The sequence below is a fragment of the Hyunsoonleella aquatilis genome (assembly GCF_014270105.1).
GTDB classification, from domain to species: Bacteria; Bacteroidota; Bacteroidia; order Flavobacteriales; family Flavobacteriaceae; genus Jejuia; species Jejuia aquatilis.
On sequence record NZ_JACNMF010000003.1, the window covers coordinates 683,416 to 699,375 of the forward strand.

The window sequence follows — 15,960 nt, forward strand, 5'->3', positions numbered from 1 at the left end:
ATCCTGAGGGATAGAAAATTACGGATTTCAGAATACTTAATTGCGTCTGAAAAGTGAAAGGAGGTTCTGCCCCATAAAGCTATCTGGAGTTTCATACACAACATTACTTTGAGAAACCTACAAGATTCCTGCTTTCGCTTCGACCACGCTCAGCGACCACGCAGGAATTAAAAAACAGCCAGTACCAAGTTGTTGAATCGCAACTTTAGGTACCGGCCGTACAAACTAACTTAAATAATTTATGAGTTTACTTTCGTCTTACGGAAACTTGGGTGCATATGCCTATTACATTTTTCTTTGAACAGTACACCTCGTATTTTTCGTCACTTTCCATGTAGCCTTCGCTAAACTCTCCGAGGTATTTCCAGGTGATGTCCCAAAGCTCAAATTGTACCTTTACGCTATGGGCGCCACTTGGTGGTCTTGCCGTTACCGGAGGATCGTTTTTCTTTACTTTTTTCCAGTTGGTATAAGCAATGGCTTGAGAGCCCTTTTTCTTGTACTGAAAACGGAATCTGGCATCTTGTCCAAAATTGTTATCCACACTGGCATTGGCATGGGAATACTCCTTGGTGCTGCAATCTACAATGCTATAATCGGTAGTATAGCCCATTTTGGCAAAGGTGTTATCCTTTAAATATCTTATGGTATAGGCAATTGGCACACCAGGATTGTTTCTGCTGTACACAGCATTTTCACCAGTGATAATGTGCTTTAGCGACGCAAAACCATTGGCAGTAACGGCTTCGGAAGCTACTTCGGCATTACCTCCGATAGTCACCACGGTGATGCTCGATTTTTTCAATACCTCGTCATATTCTGAATTCACGGTACCCGTTCCGTTCGCCGCACCCGTGGCATATTCCAATACCAAATCCAAATCGATGGATTTGCGCATATCGGTGGTTTCCATTCTGAACATAATGATTCGTCCGTAGGACACCGAATTGATATATGCTGGCGGGGTATCAGAATCCATAGCGCCTTCAACTTGTGCCAATGTAACTTCTGGTCCAAATACGCTATCTGATGAACCTGGAGTATCCATAGTAACCGTATAGAATACCTGTTTGTAAACCATGGCCGCAACACGTTTAGTAGTGCTGGATTCGTACTCCAATTGGGAAGCTACCGAGCCGTTGGCCCACTCTACGTTCAACCCAACATCCAAACTTAATTGTTTAGAGGAATAGGACGTGTTGGCTTGATAGGTAGAATTTGCGGCATTGACATAGCCTTCCTGATAGGCGTTGGCGTTCCACCACTCTAAGGCACCGTCAATGCTGGATTGCACGTTTGAGTTTCTAGGGTCTTCCACAACTATAGTCCCCTGCTCCCCCATCCCCGGCAGATCCAATCTTAAAGTAACGGGCGATCTGTCCAAAGTAATAGGGTCTGGCATACCGTCCAGCATGCCTTGGTTGCCAACCACTAAGGCTCCTGGCCAAATAATGCCGTTGGTGGGACGCAAAATAGCTACATCGTCAAAATTAGTTTCCAAACTATACTTTTTGGTATTACAAGTTGTGGTGTAACCAAGACTATTGGTCGGCGAAGAGTTTCTATTGCTCGTAAGCGAGCGTTCTGAGGGTTGCCCTCCTGTTTCTTGAACGTTTAGCATGGAACTAGCATTGTAGCTTAAACTGGATACGTAATCCTTAATATCCGTTGCCTCAGGGTTTGTTTTTGGTCCCGGGTCGGTCATTTCATCCTTACTACATGCAAAACATAGTATAAGAATGGTAAAGCAGGTCACTTTAAAAAGGGGTTTGAATGTTAACAGCGGTGTTTTCATAATGTTATATTTTTTAGATTCAACACTCCAAACCTAACCATGAAAACAAGCAAAAAAGAATTTATTGGGTGGACAAATAGGGGACAACAGCTGAAAATGCGACTTCATTTTCCATAGGACAAGCTATTTCAAAAATCACAGAATAAAATTATAATATATTGATTTTCAATTATTTGAAAATATTTTGAAACCAGACATGGACGCGAAAAGTATGGACAAGCTATGGACAAGGGTGTTTTGGGCGAAATCGATGCGTGTCATATGGATAGATATAATATTTAACTTAGCGGGAGCTAATTTTCTTGAAAATGAAGAACCTCAACCCACTTTTTTTGTTAATGATTTTCGCATTTTGTTCTACTGGGTATGCTCAAAGTGAAAAAGAAGTTGATAGTTTAAATTCATTATTCGAAAACCAGAAGAGCATATCAGGTAAAGTTTCTGTGTTGTCCGATATTTTTGATTTCTATTTATATAAGAATACGAAAAAGTCAAAACAATATGCCGAAAGGGTTTTATCTCTTTCCACAAAAGAAAATTATGAAACAGGAATTATAACTGGAAATTTTCTTAATGGAAATTATTATCTCACAACAAAAGAGAACGATTCTGCAATATATTACTATGAGAAAACCTTAGCCTATGCAAAAAAGTACAACAGCAACTTGATGGTTGCGAGTGCCATGGCAAATATATCGGTTATCGAAGGAGAAAAGGGCAATTACATAAAGGCTATAAAGCTTATGGATAGCGTTGCCAAAATCAATCTTAAAGAGAACGATTTTCTTAATTACGGTGTGACCATCAACAACAGGGCTTACCATTATTATGAACAAGGCGATTATTTAAAAGCCATGGAGGGCTATTTGGAAGCCATCAGAGTTTTGGACACCATTGATAGGGATATTTACAGAAGAGCAGATGTTTACCGAAATATTAGTAAACTTAATGCGAAACAAAACAGTTTTGAACAAGCTTTGGAATATCTTTTTAAAGCGCTGGAGATTTATAAAAAAACCGATGATAATCTTTTCGAAGCATATACCTTGAATGATATTGGCAACACCTACCATTTTTTGGAAAACCATGAAGAAGCCATCAAATATTACGAGAAAAGTATTCAACTGAGCAAGGTTCATGATATCAAAGATAATCTTGTAAATACCTATGGGAATTTAGCGGATACTTACAAGGACCAAAAGAGATACCTGCTGGCCTTGGAAAATTTTAACAAACAGCAGGACTATTTGGTTTATGACCAATCATTTCTCAACCGGGTGGTAGGTTTAAATCAAATTGGAGAAACCTACTGGCTCATGAGCGATTACCCCAATGCCCTGAAAACACTAAATACTTCTATAAAACTATGCGACTCCCTCAACATCAACGATGAACTGAAATCTGCCCTGGAACAGAGATCCCTCGTTTATGAAAAGATGGGAAACTATATAAAGGCATTATCGGACAGAAAACGGGTAGGTAGTTTAAGCGATAGTATTTATAACATTGAAAAATCCAAACAGATCGAAAAACTCCAAATAAGCTACGAAACTGAAAAAAAGGAAACAGAGCTGGCCTTTAAGGCCAAAACAATTGAAAACCTGAACCAGGAAGTTGAAATCAGTAATTTAAGAAATGGGCTATATGCAGGAGGCATGTTTACATTCATTGCCGTTTCAGGACTACTATATTTTGGGTTTAAGCAAAGAATAAAAAAGAACCGGACAGAGCGCGAAAAACAGGAGGCTATTTACAAACAGGAAATCGAGTTTAAGAAAAAAGAATTGGCCACACAAACACTGCATTTGGTTCAAAAAAATACTTTTATCCAAGAGCTGAAGGATAATTTGGAAAAAATAAAACGGTCTCCTGAATTATTTAAAGTTGAGTTCAGAAGATTGGTAATGCTTTTGAAAAAAGAAAGCGCGGAAGACAAAGATTGGGAAGTATTCAAATCCTACTTTACGGAAGTACACAATAATTTTGACCATAAAATTAAAGAGGTGTATCCAGATATTACCGAAAAAGAAATGCGCTTGGCCTCTTTTTTACGGATGAATTTGTCCACCAAGGAAATCGCTTCGATGCTCAATGTATTGCCCGAAAGTGTGCTGAAAAGCAAGTACCGATTGAAAAAGAAACTGGTTTTGGATAAGGATACCGATTTGAATCATTTCCTTAATGCTTTATAAAAATTTTGGATTATGGCTTTGAGATTTTTTCTAATGCTTTTTGTGGGATGCGGCATTTTTTGCGTTGGCCAGAATAAATCTGATGCTGAGATTGATTATTTACTTCAGCGCCTGCAAACCTCAAAAAAGGATTCGGTAAGAATTGAAATTTTGGATAATCTCTGGTATCAATTCGCTTATAATGAGCCTAAGCAAGCTGTGGACTATGCCAAAATGGCCATTTCAGAATCAAAAGAACTAAATTATGAATACGGAATTGCTAGAGGATATCAAAGGCTAGGTATTGCATATTCCAATATGAGCCAATATGATAGTTCCAATATTGCGTACGATCAATCCTTAAAGCTTTTTGAAAAGACAAACAATGTTAATTCCATGGGGTTGATACTTCATAACAAAGCCATAAACTTTAAGGATTTAGTACAATACGATAGTGCCATGTACTACAACGATTTGGCTTATGAAAAATATATTCAGGCCAATGACACTGTAAGAATAGCCGATATTTATGGCCTTAGGGGAAGTATTTACTCAGAAAAGGGGCAGTTTTTGCTATCGCTAAAAAACACACTCAAAGAAGCATCTATCTATAAAAACAAAGACACCCTGAGGTATGCCGATGCTTTATTAAGTCTTGCTATGGTGCAATCCATAACCGGTTCATCTGCGGAAGCCCGAAAATCCTTTAGAAACTGCATTGCAATTTATAGAACCAAGAATGACAATTACTTTTTGTGTAAGGCCTATCGCGAACTGGGTTTTGATTATGGCGAGAAAACTCCCAAGCATATTGATAGTGCCTCTTTTTATTTAGAAAAAGCCGTGAAACTTGCTAAAACCATTAACAACACAGGGATGGAAGTGGCCGCTCTTAGTTTTCTCGGAGACCTTAAGTTTGATATTGGAAAATATGCCGAAGCTAAAACACACTACACCAAAGGATTAAGAAGGTCCAATACTTTGGATAACCATATTTCAGTGGCCTCAATCCTGTTGGGACTAAGCGATATTAGTATCTATGAAAAAAGCTATGAGTTAGCTAAAACATACGCACAACAAGCCCTTGATATTGCTTCAAGGGACAAACTAAATCAGGATATAAGCGAAGCCTATAAAACACTACACAAAATTCATCAAGAAACAGGTGATTTCAAAAAAGCCCTTTATTATCTAGAGAAGCATAAATCCATTAGTGATAGCATCTACAATATAGAGAAAACCAATAAGATTAACGAACTTCAGGTACTTTTCGATATTGAGAAGAAGGAAGCTGCTTTAGATTTGAAACAAAAGACTATTCAAAACCTTAATCAAAAGGTAGAAATAGGAAACCTTAAAAAAGGGTTGTATGCATTCGGTATGTTTGCATTTATCGCCCTATCCATATTACTCTATTTGGTTTTCAAACAAAACGTCAGGAAAAATAGATTAGAACGCGAAAAACAGGAAACTATATACAAGCAAGAATTGGAATTTAAAAAGAAGGAACTTGCCTCCCAAACATTACATTTGGTTCAAAAAAACACTTTTATCCAGGAGTTAAAGGAGAATCTAGAAAAAATCGAGGAATCTCCAGAACTATTCAAAGTTGTATTTCGGCGCCTAGCTATGCTCCTAAAAAAAGAAAATGCAGACGACAAGGATTGGGAAGTATTCAAATCCTATTTTATTGAGGTACACAATAACTTTGACCAAAAAATAAAATCCATATATCCGGATATTAGTGAAAAAGAAATGCGATTGGCCTCTTTTTTACGGATGAATTTGTCCACCAAGGAAATTGCTTCTATGCTAAATGTACTTCCAGACAGTGTTTCAAAGTCGAAGTACAGGTTAAAAAAGAAACTCAATTTGGACAAAAACACCGATCTATTCCAGTTTTTAAGTGAGTTGTAAAGACCGTATCTTTGCACTATGGAATTTGGTGTTCTAAAAGATAAAAAACTAATACTGTTTGATGGGGTTTGCAATCTTTGTAATTCCTCTGTACTTTACGTTATCAAACGGGACAAAACCAATCAGTTTATGTTCACTGCCCTGCAAAGTGAGGCTGGGCAACAAGTTATTGACCACTTTAAAATTGACACCTCAAAAGTAGATTCCATTTTATTGTACACTCCTGAAAAAGGCATCACGTACAAAAGCACTGCCGCTTTAAAAATAGCATCAAAGCTAGGCTTTCCAACCAACTTATTGAGTGTATTTTTAATTGTCCCATCTTTCATTCGAAATTGGGTGTATGATTTTGTTGCCAAAAACCGTTACAAATGGTATGGCAAAAAGGATGCCTGTATGATTCCTACGCCGGAGTTACGGAGTAAATTTTTGGAGTAGCCTAATTGTAACACACTGTTTACTCATTACTTCTTTTCACTGACTCTTTTCTGTTTTTAAACATTGGATGTTGAACCTAGTTTTACCTAAAACTTAAATATCACCATCATGAAATGTCTTATCTTTTTATTGTTATTCAGCCCTATCATACTTTTTGCAAACCCAACCAACCCAACAAAATCTTCGGTAAAAGCTGTCACGGTTTTTGTGGATGGCGCAGAAGTTACTCGTTCCGCAACGATCACTCTTCCAGCAGGCACTACCGAATTCACTTTTACCAAACTATCACCACACATTAAGGAAAATAGCATACAGATCTCTGGGTTGAATGGCGCCTCTATCCTATCCTTGAATTACGCCATTAACCATATCAATAAATTAGATAAAACCGATGCGGTTGAGAAATTTCAAAACGAAATTGAAAGCCTCAAGGATGCCATTCAAATAGAAGACAATCTTATGGAGGGCTTTGAGCAGGAAATAAAAATCATTGAAGAAAACAGGTCGTTGGGCAATAATAGTGAAGTGGTTAACTTGGAAAAACTAAAACAGTTTGCATCCTACTACAGACAACGCATTACCCAACTCAACAACTTGATGCACCAATCTCTAAAAAAGAAGAAAGCCCTTCAAAAAGATATCAATGACATAATGAAACAATTGGCCGAACTGAACGTGGACGATAAAATCCAAACCGGTGAAATTAAGGTGAAACTGACTACCAATACTTCAAAGCAACTTCAACTTAAAATAAAATACAATGTTTCAAACGCCGGCTGGTTTCCCATTTACGATTTAAAAGCCAAAGACATTAGCAAGCCTTTGGAGCTACACTATAAAGCACATGTGTACCAAACTACCGGTGTAAGCTGGGATAACATAAAACTAACTTTGTCTACTAACGACCCGAATACCAACAATCTAAAACCAGAAATGCATCCGAAATATTTAAATTTTGTCAGCCATAACTATAATTCAGATAATGCAACAAAACGCTATGATTACAAACACAATCCTTTTGTAAGGCACGTTACGGGAACCATTACTGATGCCTCGGGCATTCCACTTCCGGGAGCAAATATTCTTTTAAAAGGCACCAGCATTGGCACTACATCCGATTTTGATGGGAATTTTACAATTGATCCGAAAGGCGCCAAGGAATTGGTAGTATCTTACGTAGGATTTGTTTCAGAAACGATTCCCATTCATTCCAGCGTCATCAATTTGAGTTTGCAAGAGGATGCTTCTCAATTGGATGAAGTAGTTGTTGTTGGCTATGGAACTAAAAAGAAGCAGAACACAACAGGAGCTATTTCCGCTGTAAAAGCGGAAAGCCTACAAGGACGAGCTTCAGGAATACACATTAGAGGTGTCTCTAGCATAAATTCTTATGAAGAACCATTATATGTAATTGATGGAAAAATTACGAGCGCAAGTAACTATAGCAATATCCATCCCGATATGATTGCCAACGTTGAAGTTTTAAAAGGTGCATCCGCAAAAAGTATTTATGGCAATCGCGCTTCAAACGGTGTGGTCCTAATCACCACCAAAAAAGGAACACAAACCTCAAATGGGGATATTATTTCCGAAGGCATTACCAATACCAATTTCGAAATCAAAAAATTATCCACTATTGGTTCGGACGGTGATGTTACCGTGATTGAAATTGAAAACTACAGTGTACCGGCAACTTTTACATATTACACGGCACCGGTTATCAATGAGAATGTATTTCTCACTGCGAAAATTGGCGATTGGCAAAAACTAAACCTGCTACCGGGTGAAGCCAATATCTATTTTGAGGATAGCTATTCAGGGATTACCGCTATAAACCCCTACGCCACTACAGATAGTTTAACAGTTTCTCTAGGGATTGACCCCAATGTTGTGGTGACCCGAAAACCGACCAACAATTTTAAAAAGACCAATTTTGTCGGCAATAACAGAATCCTTGAAAAGTCGTATCAAATTGAAATCAAAAACAATAAAAAAACACCGATTGATGTACAGATTGTGGATAGAATACCCGTGAGCCAAAACAAGGACATTAAAGTAGATGATATCGACTCGGGCATCTCGGAATACAATGCGAAAAAAGGCATCATGAAATGGAAAACAAAAATTGATGCCACAGAATCTAAAATTTATAAATTTGGGTATACGGTGAAATATCCGCGGTATCGGAAGGTTAGTTTGTAAGTTTTAAAAGTAATAAAATGAGGAGAAAATATATTTTATTTTGGTTATTAGTCTCATCCACTATTCATTTTTACTCTCAAAACAAACAGCTTACTTTTGAAAATCAAGTTATCGAACACTTCAAAAAACAAACGTGGGGAGATATCGTGGTTACAAAAGACACCTTATATAGAAATGCTTTTAAGGGAACATTCAATGTTTCAACAAGCGACGATTATATTGAATTTGAAACAAAGCATGTTGTCATAAAGAACCCTTATTTTTCCAACAAATATGAGGAAGCAGAAGAAGACAAAGACTATATTAAGAATTTCCCTAGATCGTTTTCTGTCATATATGAAAACTCACTTGTTTCACTTTTTGAAAATGGAAAATTTGCTTGTTTTACACTTGACAATTTTAAGCGAGATACTAAATTCGAGAATAAATTAAATACCAAAAAATTTAAATACCATTGGATAATTGGCAACAACTTAGGTGGACTATCAGGTAATTCAATTTTTATATGGGATGGCGTTCAATGGAAAAAATTGAAAAGCAATTTTCCGCTAAAAAATCAACCTAAATTATTTGAGGACGATAAATTCATAGTCCATGGCGATTGCCATGGAGAGTGGGGAGGAACGGTTTACTTTTTCGAAAAAGCAACTTCAAAAACTTTTTTTACTGAATCCACTTGTACCAACTCAATTATCAAAGATTCAAGGGGATATAATGTGTTAGCTCATTTGGGACACGGTTTAGGTTCGTCAAAAATAAAGACTATAAAAAACCCTACAGAATTAACCCTCGCCGAACCAAATAAAATCGGAAGAACAGCAAATGGACAGGCTTTAGGCTACACAGACAAATCGGATGCCTTCGAAAAAAAACTTGACTTTTACGGCATTCAAATATTTTCATCATTCAGTTACCAAGATAAAGTATTATATATTGTTCATTTATCTGACTTTACCTTTATTGCAGAAATTAAGAATAACGAAATAGAAATTGTAGACCCACTATTTTTTAGTGACTTATATACCCACGATCCCGTTACAAACCAGTATGGAAAGTATACTTTAATGAATTTAGATCATTACGGAACAGGTCTCAATAGAGAAATCTCAGTTTTGATATTCAGTAAAAACAAAATAACAAAGTTAGATTGGAATGAAAATCATGATGACTAAAAGAATGCTTAATAAGAAATGAAAATCCCCTACTTCAAACTCCGCAAAATAAAATCCACCTTCCTATTCGTGTTTTTATTTTCGGCATAAGAATCTGTAATATGTTTTGGAGCAACGGCGTATCCTTTATCTATTAAAGACTGAATTTCATCTGCGTATTCTAAAGAAACCTTGCCCGTTAACAACAAACTTAAGTCTTTTCCAGAATGGTAATAATCGTATATTTTTTTCAGTCCTGACAAGTACAAATAATCCTTGGTAAATCCACCGCCACGATGGGCTCGAAGTGTAATGTAAAATGCGCTTTCTCGATCTAAATCATATTGGTTGTGCAATAATCTAAAGGTTCTGGAAAATGGATAACCTTTGGCCAAACTGTCCACGGCAATGACACGATATGCGAGTTCTTTTAGACGGGTTACGGTTAAATTATTACTCATATATTCAGCAAAAACGGCAAGCCCCTCTTGCGTTTCTTCATTATTCGGAAACCCGTGGGAAAATATTTTGAGCGGATGCAACAAACCATTCATGGTAGTAACCATGTGCACCCCAATTTCATGATTGGTCAATACCGCAATCTCATTTTCAGAATAGGTGTGATTAGTGTTGAGAACCAAAGTCTTCACATTATTCAACACCATGGCTATGGCCGAAATCTTGTCTGAAAACTCAATCTGATAACTAAAATCATACTGTTTTGAGAATTCCTTAAAAAACACCTCCGACGCTTTAGCACTATATTTTGGCTGAAATTTGGCCTCATCCATATTTTCATCTTCAAAATGGAGGATAAACTTGGCATTCTCGACATCATTTTCAGTCGGTGTTCCAAAACAGTGCAAGCTGTCAAAATAAAAAGGCCTGCCCTCCCCAACATTTTCAATACATTGAATCAACCCAGAATATGCATAAATGATATCCTGATATAAGTTACGAATGGCCTCGTCATCTATCCGTTCCAAAGGTTGGGTAAACAGTTTTCGGTGCAATTCAAATCTATCAAAGTTGATTTCTGGGTATTTAAAAATAGGATCGGTTAGATACTTTGATGCAAAAAAGCGTTCCTTTTCTTCTTCAATATTTATAGGGTTAACATAGCTTAACAGCTCAATCTGTTTTACAAGAGTATCGATATTCTTATCGATTTCTAATAATATTTTTGTATTTGTGCTATGTTCAATCATTTAATATTTTTTTCATGTCATTCCCGCGAATGCAGGAATCTACTATCAATTTGAGCGTGTGGATTCCGCATCAAGTGCGGAATGACAGAACTTTTTATTTTTAGAAGTTAATACTAATCAAAAAGTTTAAATGCTTTGTCCGCATGTTCAGGAATACGAACCTTTAACGCTTCTTCAACAGTCTTAACCACTTCGGGATAAATTATCTGCTCGTATTCATCACAATACACCTTTGCAATTTCGGTCGCCAAAACTAAGGTATTTTTAAAGTTTTTGGTAATATATTTTAGAAAATAGCCATTGCCCTGAAAAGTGTCGTTTATGCCTGAAGTGGATTTAATGCCTTGAGGGAATTCAATTTCCGAAAGGCTTTGACGCCAATCTTCAATCACTCCACCAAACCGGTCATTGTCTACATTGCTAGTTCCTAAATTCCAGGTGGGTACTTCCCTATCCCAACGTTTCCAATTATAACTGTGCATGTCATATATTGCGCAATATCCAAATCTAGACTCCACTGTTTCAACCAAAGCATGCACTACCTTATAAAAATTAGCATGTTTTTTTAGGCTTTTGGCCTTCATGTCTTCGGAAAGCGGTTTGTGCCACAATTGTTTCCCCCAAGCTGTCTCAAAAACAGCATCTTCGGGTGCACGATTTAAGTCATATTCAAATCGGGAATCACAACCAGCTATTACAATCGGGTGCGATTGTACCATATTTTTGGTCTCGGGATCTTCTTCGTACCAACGTTCGTATTCGGTATGGATACAATTAGTCCAAAGTTCCTTTCGGAATTGGTGGCCATCGTGTACCGCCCCACAGATATAAGGCACATAATCCTCGATCTTTATGGTAAAGGAATAATCTGAAGCCACGGCCTCAAAACAAAGTTCCTTTTTAATTTTTGAAATGATTTCAGCTACTGAAAGTCTATCCATCTTTCAAAATCTTTTTGAGGTTGGCATAAGTCGCACGCTCCATTTGGTCATATTTACCATCCGCAAAGGCCATTAATTTGATATCCGCAAATAAATCTGCCAAGTCATTTCGAAAATAATCTTGGGTTTGTAACGCTTCAATAATCTTTTGAATGCTTTGATAGTCGTTATCCTTTTTGAATTGTTTATGCATACGTTCATAAATCTTTTTATCCACACGAGACAACATATACTCCTTTTCGTTCCAAGTTTCATTCAAATCGGAATGCGACACATAAATTAAGATGTACGCCAGTAGTTCTTCCTTCGTCCAAGTTTTCGGTTCATTCATGTTTCCAGAGGTCAAACTCCCATATTCTGTCCAAGAGCCGTCATACACCGAAATATTTTTATAACCCGACAGTTCCGCTCCCAAGGCAAGTACACAGGCCGTAATGCCCGAACCACATGAAAAAATGATATTCTCGTCCTTTTCAGCTCTCATGTAAAAGGCTTTTTCTAAATCCTTTTTAGACTTTAGTTTACCATTATCGAGCAAATCGGTAAATGGCAAATTGACAGAACTAGGAATAGTTCCCCGCCTCAACCCAGCTCTTGGCTCAGGTACTAGCATATTAAATCGTTCAGCAGACCTTGCATCAATAATTTTGTGGGTTTTAGTTTTTGAAGCAGACTCAATACCATCAAAAAATTGTATGAAACCAGATTGCAATTTAGCTTCAAAATTCCCTTTGGGCCCTTCATAGGGTTTCATGAATTCCGATGGATATCCGGCGTTTTGCCAATCGGGGAAACCACCATCCAAAACTGCAATATTATCAAATCCAAAGGCCTTGAACATCCACCAAACCCTGGCGCTGGAATACATCCCTTTGTCGTCATAAACCACAATAGCACTATCGTTATTGATTCCTAGGTTTCGCGCCTCCTTTTGAAATTGTGCCTCCGAAGGAAAGGCATTCGGAAAAGGGTCCGAAGTATCGCTAAATTTTTTCTTAATATCAAAAAAACGTGCGTTAGAGATTTGGAGCGTATGCGAGTCAAAACTCTTAGCAATAGTGCCATCGAGCACCACAAGGTTGTCGCCCTCCTGATGCTCATAAAGCCATTCTGCCGATACAACTGGTGCTGTTAAATTAATCTTCATATTTATCTCGCATCACTTCTGATCAAAAGCAACTAAAAAAATCAAGCATCCTGAACCGTTTTTCTCAATCGTGTACGTCTATCAAAAGCCTGTAATTTGTCCATCACTTTCATTTCAATAAAGTCAATCACCTTTTCTTCAATTTTTGTTTTCAATTTGTACACTTTATTGATGTAAGTAATACCACCGGGCGACATCACATTCACTTCCACCAACTTGCCCCCAATCACATCAATGCCCACAAAATAAAGGCCATCGTTAACAAGTTTAGGGCCAATTTGTTTACAAAGTGCCTTTTCTTCCTTGGTCAAGGAATGTTTCTGAACACTCCCTCCTGCCGACACATTCGAGCGGTGGTCATCACTCCCCGGAACCCGTTTCATCGCGCCAACTGGCTCGCCATTCAAAATTAAAATACGCACATCTCCCTGATCTGCTCCTTCAATATAGTCCTGTAAAATCACGTAACTAGAAGTGCCATCGCTATTATTAATATAAAAATCCAATAACGAATTTATATTGCTCATCGCCGATTTTTCAATAAGAATCACACCCGAACCACCATAGCCGTTCAAGGGTTTCAAAATCATTTTATCCGCTTTAGATTCTTTTATTTGCTTAATCAAATAGCGCTTACTTTTTGAAACATGGGTCGCCGGAATAATATTGCTGTGGGCATCGCCAAAGGCCGCGGTGTACAATTTGTTATTCGCCTCCCGCATCCCCTCAAGAGAATTCATAATAAACACATCGTCCTTAACAGAATCCAAAAAATTAAGCATAATGGGGTCCAACGGAGGATTAGCCCTGAAAAAAATCACATCAAAACCAGCCAAGGGCAACATCTCCTCCCTGATTTCAGCCTTGTTGTAAAACGACTTCAACGAAGACGGTGTTTTATCCATCCTATTTATCACCTTACAATTGGCTGTTGTTACACTGTTTCTAATCGTCAAATCCGCTGGAATGCACATGGCCACGCCGTGCTTACGTTTCACACATTCCTTTATTAAAGCGAGGGTCGTATCGTTATCCGGGTCAATGTTTTCCCAGGGATACATAATAAAACAAATATTCATAAAGCGTTTTTTGGATTGTTATAAATGTAATAAGATTTTTAGAACATCACAAAACAAGCATGAGGTTCTTTTATTAGGGCGTTACCCTACGGGTCGGGCTTTCCGTTCCAAGTCCTCGCGCCCTTTTAGTGGGGCGCTGTGGGCTTTCCTCTACAATCCCTAACGCAGGCCTACCCGCCAACTTCAGGATTTACTTCACTTCGTCATAGTGGTCATCCCACTCTTTCGGTTGAGGGTCGTGAAGTTTATTCAAAGATTTGGCCACCATCATGGAAACTGTCGCGTCACCAGTAACGTTAACTACAGTGCGGCACATATCCAGAGGCCTGTCCACCGCAAAAATCAATGCCAATCCAATAGGTAATAATTCCGCAGGAAAACCAATAGATTCCAATACAATCACCAACATTACCATGCCTGCCGATGGCACCGCAGCACTGCCAATAGACGCCAATAGGGCCGTTAAAATAATCACCAATTGATTGGTAAATGTTAAGCCCTCGGGCCAAATCACTTGCATAATAAAAACTGCAGCAATGCCCTGATATAAACTGGTACCATCCATATTTACAGTGGCTCCAACGGGAAGCACAAACCCCGAAACTTCTTTATCCACTCCCAAATGTTCCTCCACGCGTTCCATGGTTACCGGCAATGTGGCCGCACTACTGCTGGTGGAAAACGCCAAAAGTTGCGCGGGGCTGATTTCCTGCAAAAACCAAATGGGCGACTTTTTGGTGTAAACACTTAAAATAATCAAATAGAATACAATCATCAGCACTAAACCACCGACCACGCAAAGGGCGTAATACAACAGTTTTATCAAAATTTCAGTATCATCAAAAGCGATAATCACATTAGCTAAAAGAGCAAAAACCGCGTAAGGTGCAAATAGCATAATCAAATCCACCATTTTCATGACCACTTCATTTAGGCTATCAAAAAACTTGACCAATGGCTTGGCCTTTTCTTCCCCTATTAGCAATAAAGAAATCCCAACAAATAGTGCAAAAAATATCACTTGCAACATTGAGGCATTGGCAAAAGATTGAAAAATATTGCTTGGAAAAATATCCACCAAAGCCTTTAAAGGCCCCGCGTCCTTTTGGGCCGAGGCTTTCATCAATTTATCAGTAACGCCTGCATCGTTTTCATATTTTAATTTGATCTTTTCAATGGTATCCTGTGGCATTCCCTTGCCCGGCTGCAATGTGTTTACAATACTCAAACCAATAATGATGGCCACTAAAGTTGTGCAAATATAAATACTCACCGTCCGTAATCCCATCGACTTTATTTTCGAAATATCCTTTAAATCGGAGATCCCTTTGATCAGCGAGGCCAAAATCAAAGGCACCGCAATTAGTTTTAAAAGATTTATAAAAATGGTACCAAAGGGTGAAATCCAATCGATTACAAAACCTCTCCCCCCATCAATTCCGTTCATAATAAAACCAAAAATGATCCCGAGGACCATTCCGATGATAATTTTCCAATGCAATGCTAGTTTTTTCATATATTCTTTATGATTTTGACGTGAAAAAATTGCTTATCTGTTTTCGCATTCCGATTGCAATCATTCCGACAGCAACAGATATAAGGTTTATGTACAGCTCATAAGTATTGGATTCAATATAGGTTTCACCGGTAATTTGGTTGACCGATGCATTTCTTTGAAAATAAATAAAGAATTCATAAATAAGGTAAGCCAAATGAGTGCATATCAAGTAAAGCCCAATGATAATACAGGAAATTTTTATTATGAATTCACTTTGAGCATTCGAAAAATCAAATTTGTCTTCAGTAAAACCTTTTCCTAATCGTAATTTATCAACTATAAAGTCAGTCCTAAAAAGCATAAAGTAAACCAAAGCAATGTAGAGCAATATCATTCCCGTCATAAAGAAAAAC

General features: G+C 37.8%; 11 protein-coding genes. 5 read left to right on the plus strand and 6 right to left on the minus strand.

Going from position 1 to position 15,960, the window contains the following annotated elements; translation table 11 throughout:
• Positions 1-247 precede the first annotated feature (247 nt).
• Positions 248-1,795, minus strand: a complete 1,548-nt coding sequence (locus H7U19_RS11625) for a thiol-activated cytolysin family protein (protein ID WP_186562516.1) — start codon at positions 1,793-1,795, stop codon at positions 248-250.
• Positions 1,796-2,103: 308 nt separating this feature from the next.
• On the opposite strand from H7U19_RS11625, the gene H7U19_RS11630 reads away from it, so the two are divergent.
• From H7U19_RS11630 to H7U19_RS11650, 5 genes are all read left to right on the plus strand, one after another.
• On the plus strand, positions 2,104-3,987 hold the full coding sequence (locus H7U19_RS11630; protein WP_222597422.1) for a tetratricopeptide repeat protein: 1,884 nt from the start codon (positions 2,104-2,106) through the stop codon (positions 3,985-3,987).
• Positions 3,988-3,999: 12 nt separating this feature from the next.
• Positions 4,000-5,883: a tetratricopeptide repeat protein gene (locus tag H7U19_RS11635; protein WP_186562520.1), complete on the plus strand. Its 1,884-nt coding sequence runs from the start codon at positions 4,000-4,002 to the stop codon at positions 5,881-5,883.
• Positions 5,884-5,901: 18 nt separating this feature from the next.
• The gene (locus tag H7U19_RS11640; protein ID WP_186562522.1) at positions 5,902-6,321 is read left to right on the plus strand and encodes a thiol-disulfide oxidoreductase DCC family protein; all 420 of its coding nucleotides are present in this window, start codon (positions 5,902-5,904) and stop codon (positions 6,319-6,321) included.
• Positions 6,322-6,429: 108 nt separating this feature from the next.
• Complete coding sequence (locus H7U19_RS11645) at positions 6,430-8,523, plus strand: DUF4139 domain-containing protein (RefSeq protein ID WP_186562524.1); 2,094 nt, start codon at positions 6,430-6,432, stop codon at positions 8,521-8,523.
• A 17-nt stretch (positions 8,524-8,540) separates the two neighbouring features.
• Positions 8,541-9,695 (plus strand): hypothetical protein, encoded by a 1,155-nt coding sequence (locus tag H7U19_RS11650; protein ID WP_186562526.1) that lies wholly within the window; start codon positions 8,541-8,543, stop codon positions 9,693-9,695.
• Positions 9,696-9,724: 29 nt separating this feature from the next.
• Here the strand turns inward: H7U19_RS11650 and H7U19_RS11655 are convergent, their stop codons facing one another.
• The 5 genes from H7U19_RS11655 to H7U19_RS11675 all read right to left on the minus strand — a co-directional run bounded on the left by H7U19_RS11655 (position 9,725) and on the right by H7U19_RS11675 (position 15,565).
• Positions 9,725-10,882: a peptidase MATCAP family protein gene (locus tag H7U19_RS11655; RefSeq protein ID WP_186562528.1), complete on the minus strand. Its 1,158-nt coding sequence runs from the start codon at positions 10,880-10,882 to the stop codon at positions 9,725-9,727.
• Between the two features lie 113 nt (positions 10,883-10,995).
• A complete protein-coding gene (locus H7U19_RS11660; protein WP_186562530.1) occupies positions 10,996-11,823 on the minus strand; it encodes an N-formylglutamate amidohydrolase in 828 nt (275 codons plus the stop codon).
• On the minus strand, positions 11,816-12,970 hold the full coding sequence (locus tag H7U19_RS11665; RefSeq protein ID WP_186562532.1) for a sulfurtransferase: 1,155 nt from the start codon (positions 12,968-12,970) through the stop codon (positions 11,816-11,818). The genes H7U19_RS11660 and H7U19_RS11665 overlap by 8 nt, the downstream gene beginning before the upstream one ends.
• A gap of 41 nt (positions 12,971-13,011) precedes the next feature.
• Positions 13,012-14,049, minus strand: a complete 1,038-nt coding sequence (gene gshB / locus H7U19_RS11670; protein WP_186562534.1) for a glutathione synthase — start codon at positions 14,047-14,049, stop codon at positions 13,012-13,014.
• A 190-nt stretch (positions 14,050-14,239) separates the two neighbouring features.
• Positions 14,240-15,565 (minus strand): dicarboxylate/amino acid:cation symporter, encoded by a 1,326-nt coding sequence (locus H7U19_RS11675; RefSeq protein ID WP_186562536.1) that lies wholly within the window; start codon positions 15,563-15,565, stop codon positions 14,240-14,242.
• Positions 15,566-15,960 lie beyond the last annotated feature (395 nt).

Excerpts from the sequence above, each read along its gene's own strand:
- H7U19_RS11625 (WP_186562516.1), bottom strand. The coding sequence starts at position 1,795 with ATGAAAACACCGCTGTTAACATTCAAACCCCTTTTTAAAGTGACCTGC.
- H7U19_RS11630 (WP_222597422.1), top strand. The coding sequence starts at position 2,104 with ATGAAGAACCTCAACCCACTTTTTTTGTTAATGATTTTCGCATTTTGT.
- H7U19_RS11635 (WP_186562520.1), top strand. The coding sequence starts at position 4,000 with ATGGCTTTGAGATTTTTTCTAATGCTTTTTGTGGGATGCGGCATTTTT.
- H7U19_RS11640 (WP_186562522.1), top strand. The coding sequence starts at position 5,902 with ATGGAATTTGGTGTTCTAAAAGATAAAAAACTAATACTGTTTGATGGG.
- H7U19_RS11645 (WP_186562524.1), top strand. The coding sequence starts at position 6,430 with ATGAAATGTCTTATCTTTTTATTGTTATTCAGCCCTATCATACTTTTT.
- H7U19_RS11650 (WP_186562526.1), top strand. The coding sequence starts at position 8,541 with ATGAGGAGAAAATATATTTTATTTTGGTTATTAGTCTCATCCACTATT.
- H7U19_RS11655 (WP_186562528.1), bottom strand. The coding sequence starts at position 10,882 with ATGATTGAACATAGCACAAATACAAAAATATTATTAGAAATCGATAAG.
- H7U19_RS11660 (WP_186562530.1), bottom strand. The coding sequence starts at position 11,823 with ATGGATAGACTTTCAGTAGCTGAAATCATTTCAAAAATTAAAAAGGAA.
- H7U19_RS11665 (WP_186562532.1), bottom strand. The coding sequence starts at position 12,970 with ATGAAGATTAATTTAACAGCACCAGTTGTATCGGCAGAATGGCTTTAT.
- gshB (WP_186562534.1), bottom strand. The coding sequence starts at position 14,049 with ATGAATATTTGTTTTATTATGTATCCCTGGGAAAACATTGACCCGGAT.
- H7U19_RS11675 (WP_186562536.1), bottom strand. The coding sequence starts at position 15,565 with ATGAAAAAACTAGCATTGCATTGGAAAATTATCATCGGAATGGTCCTC.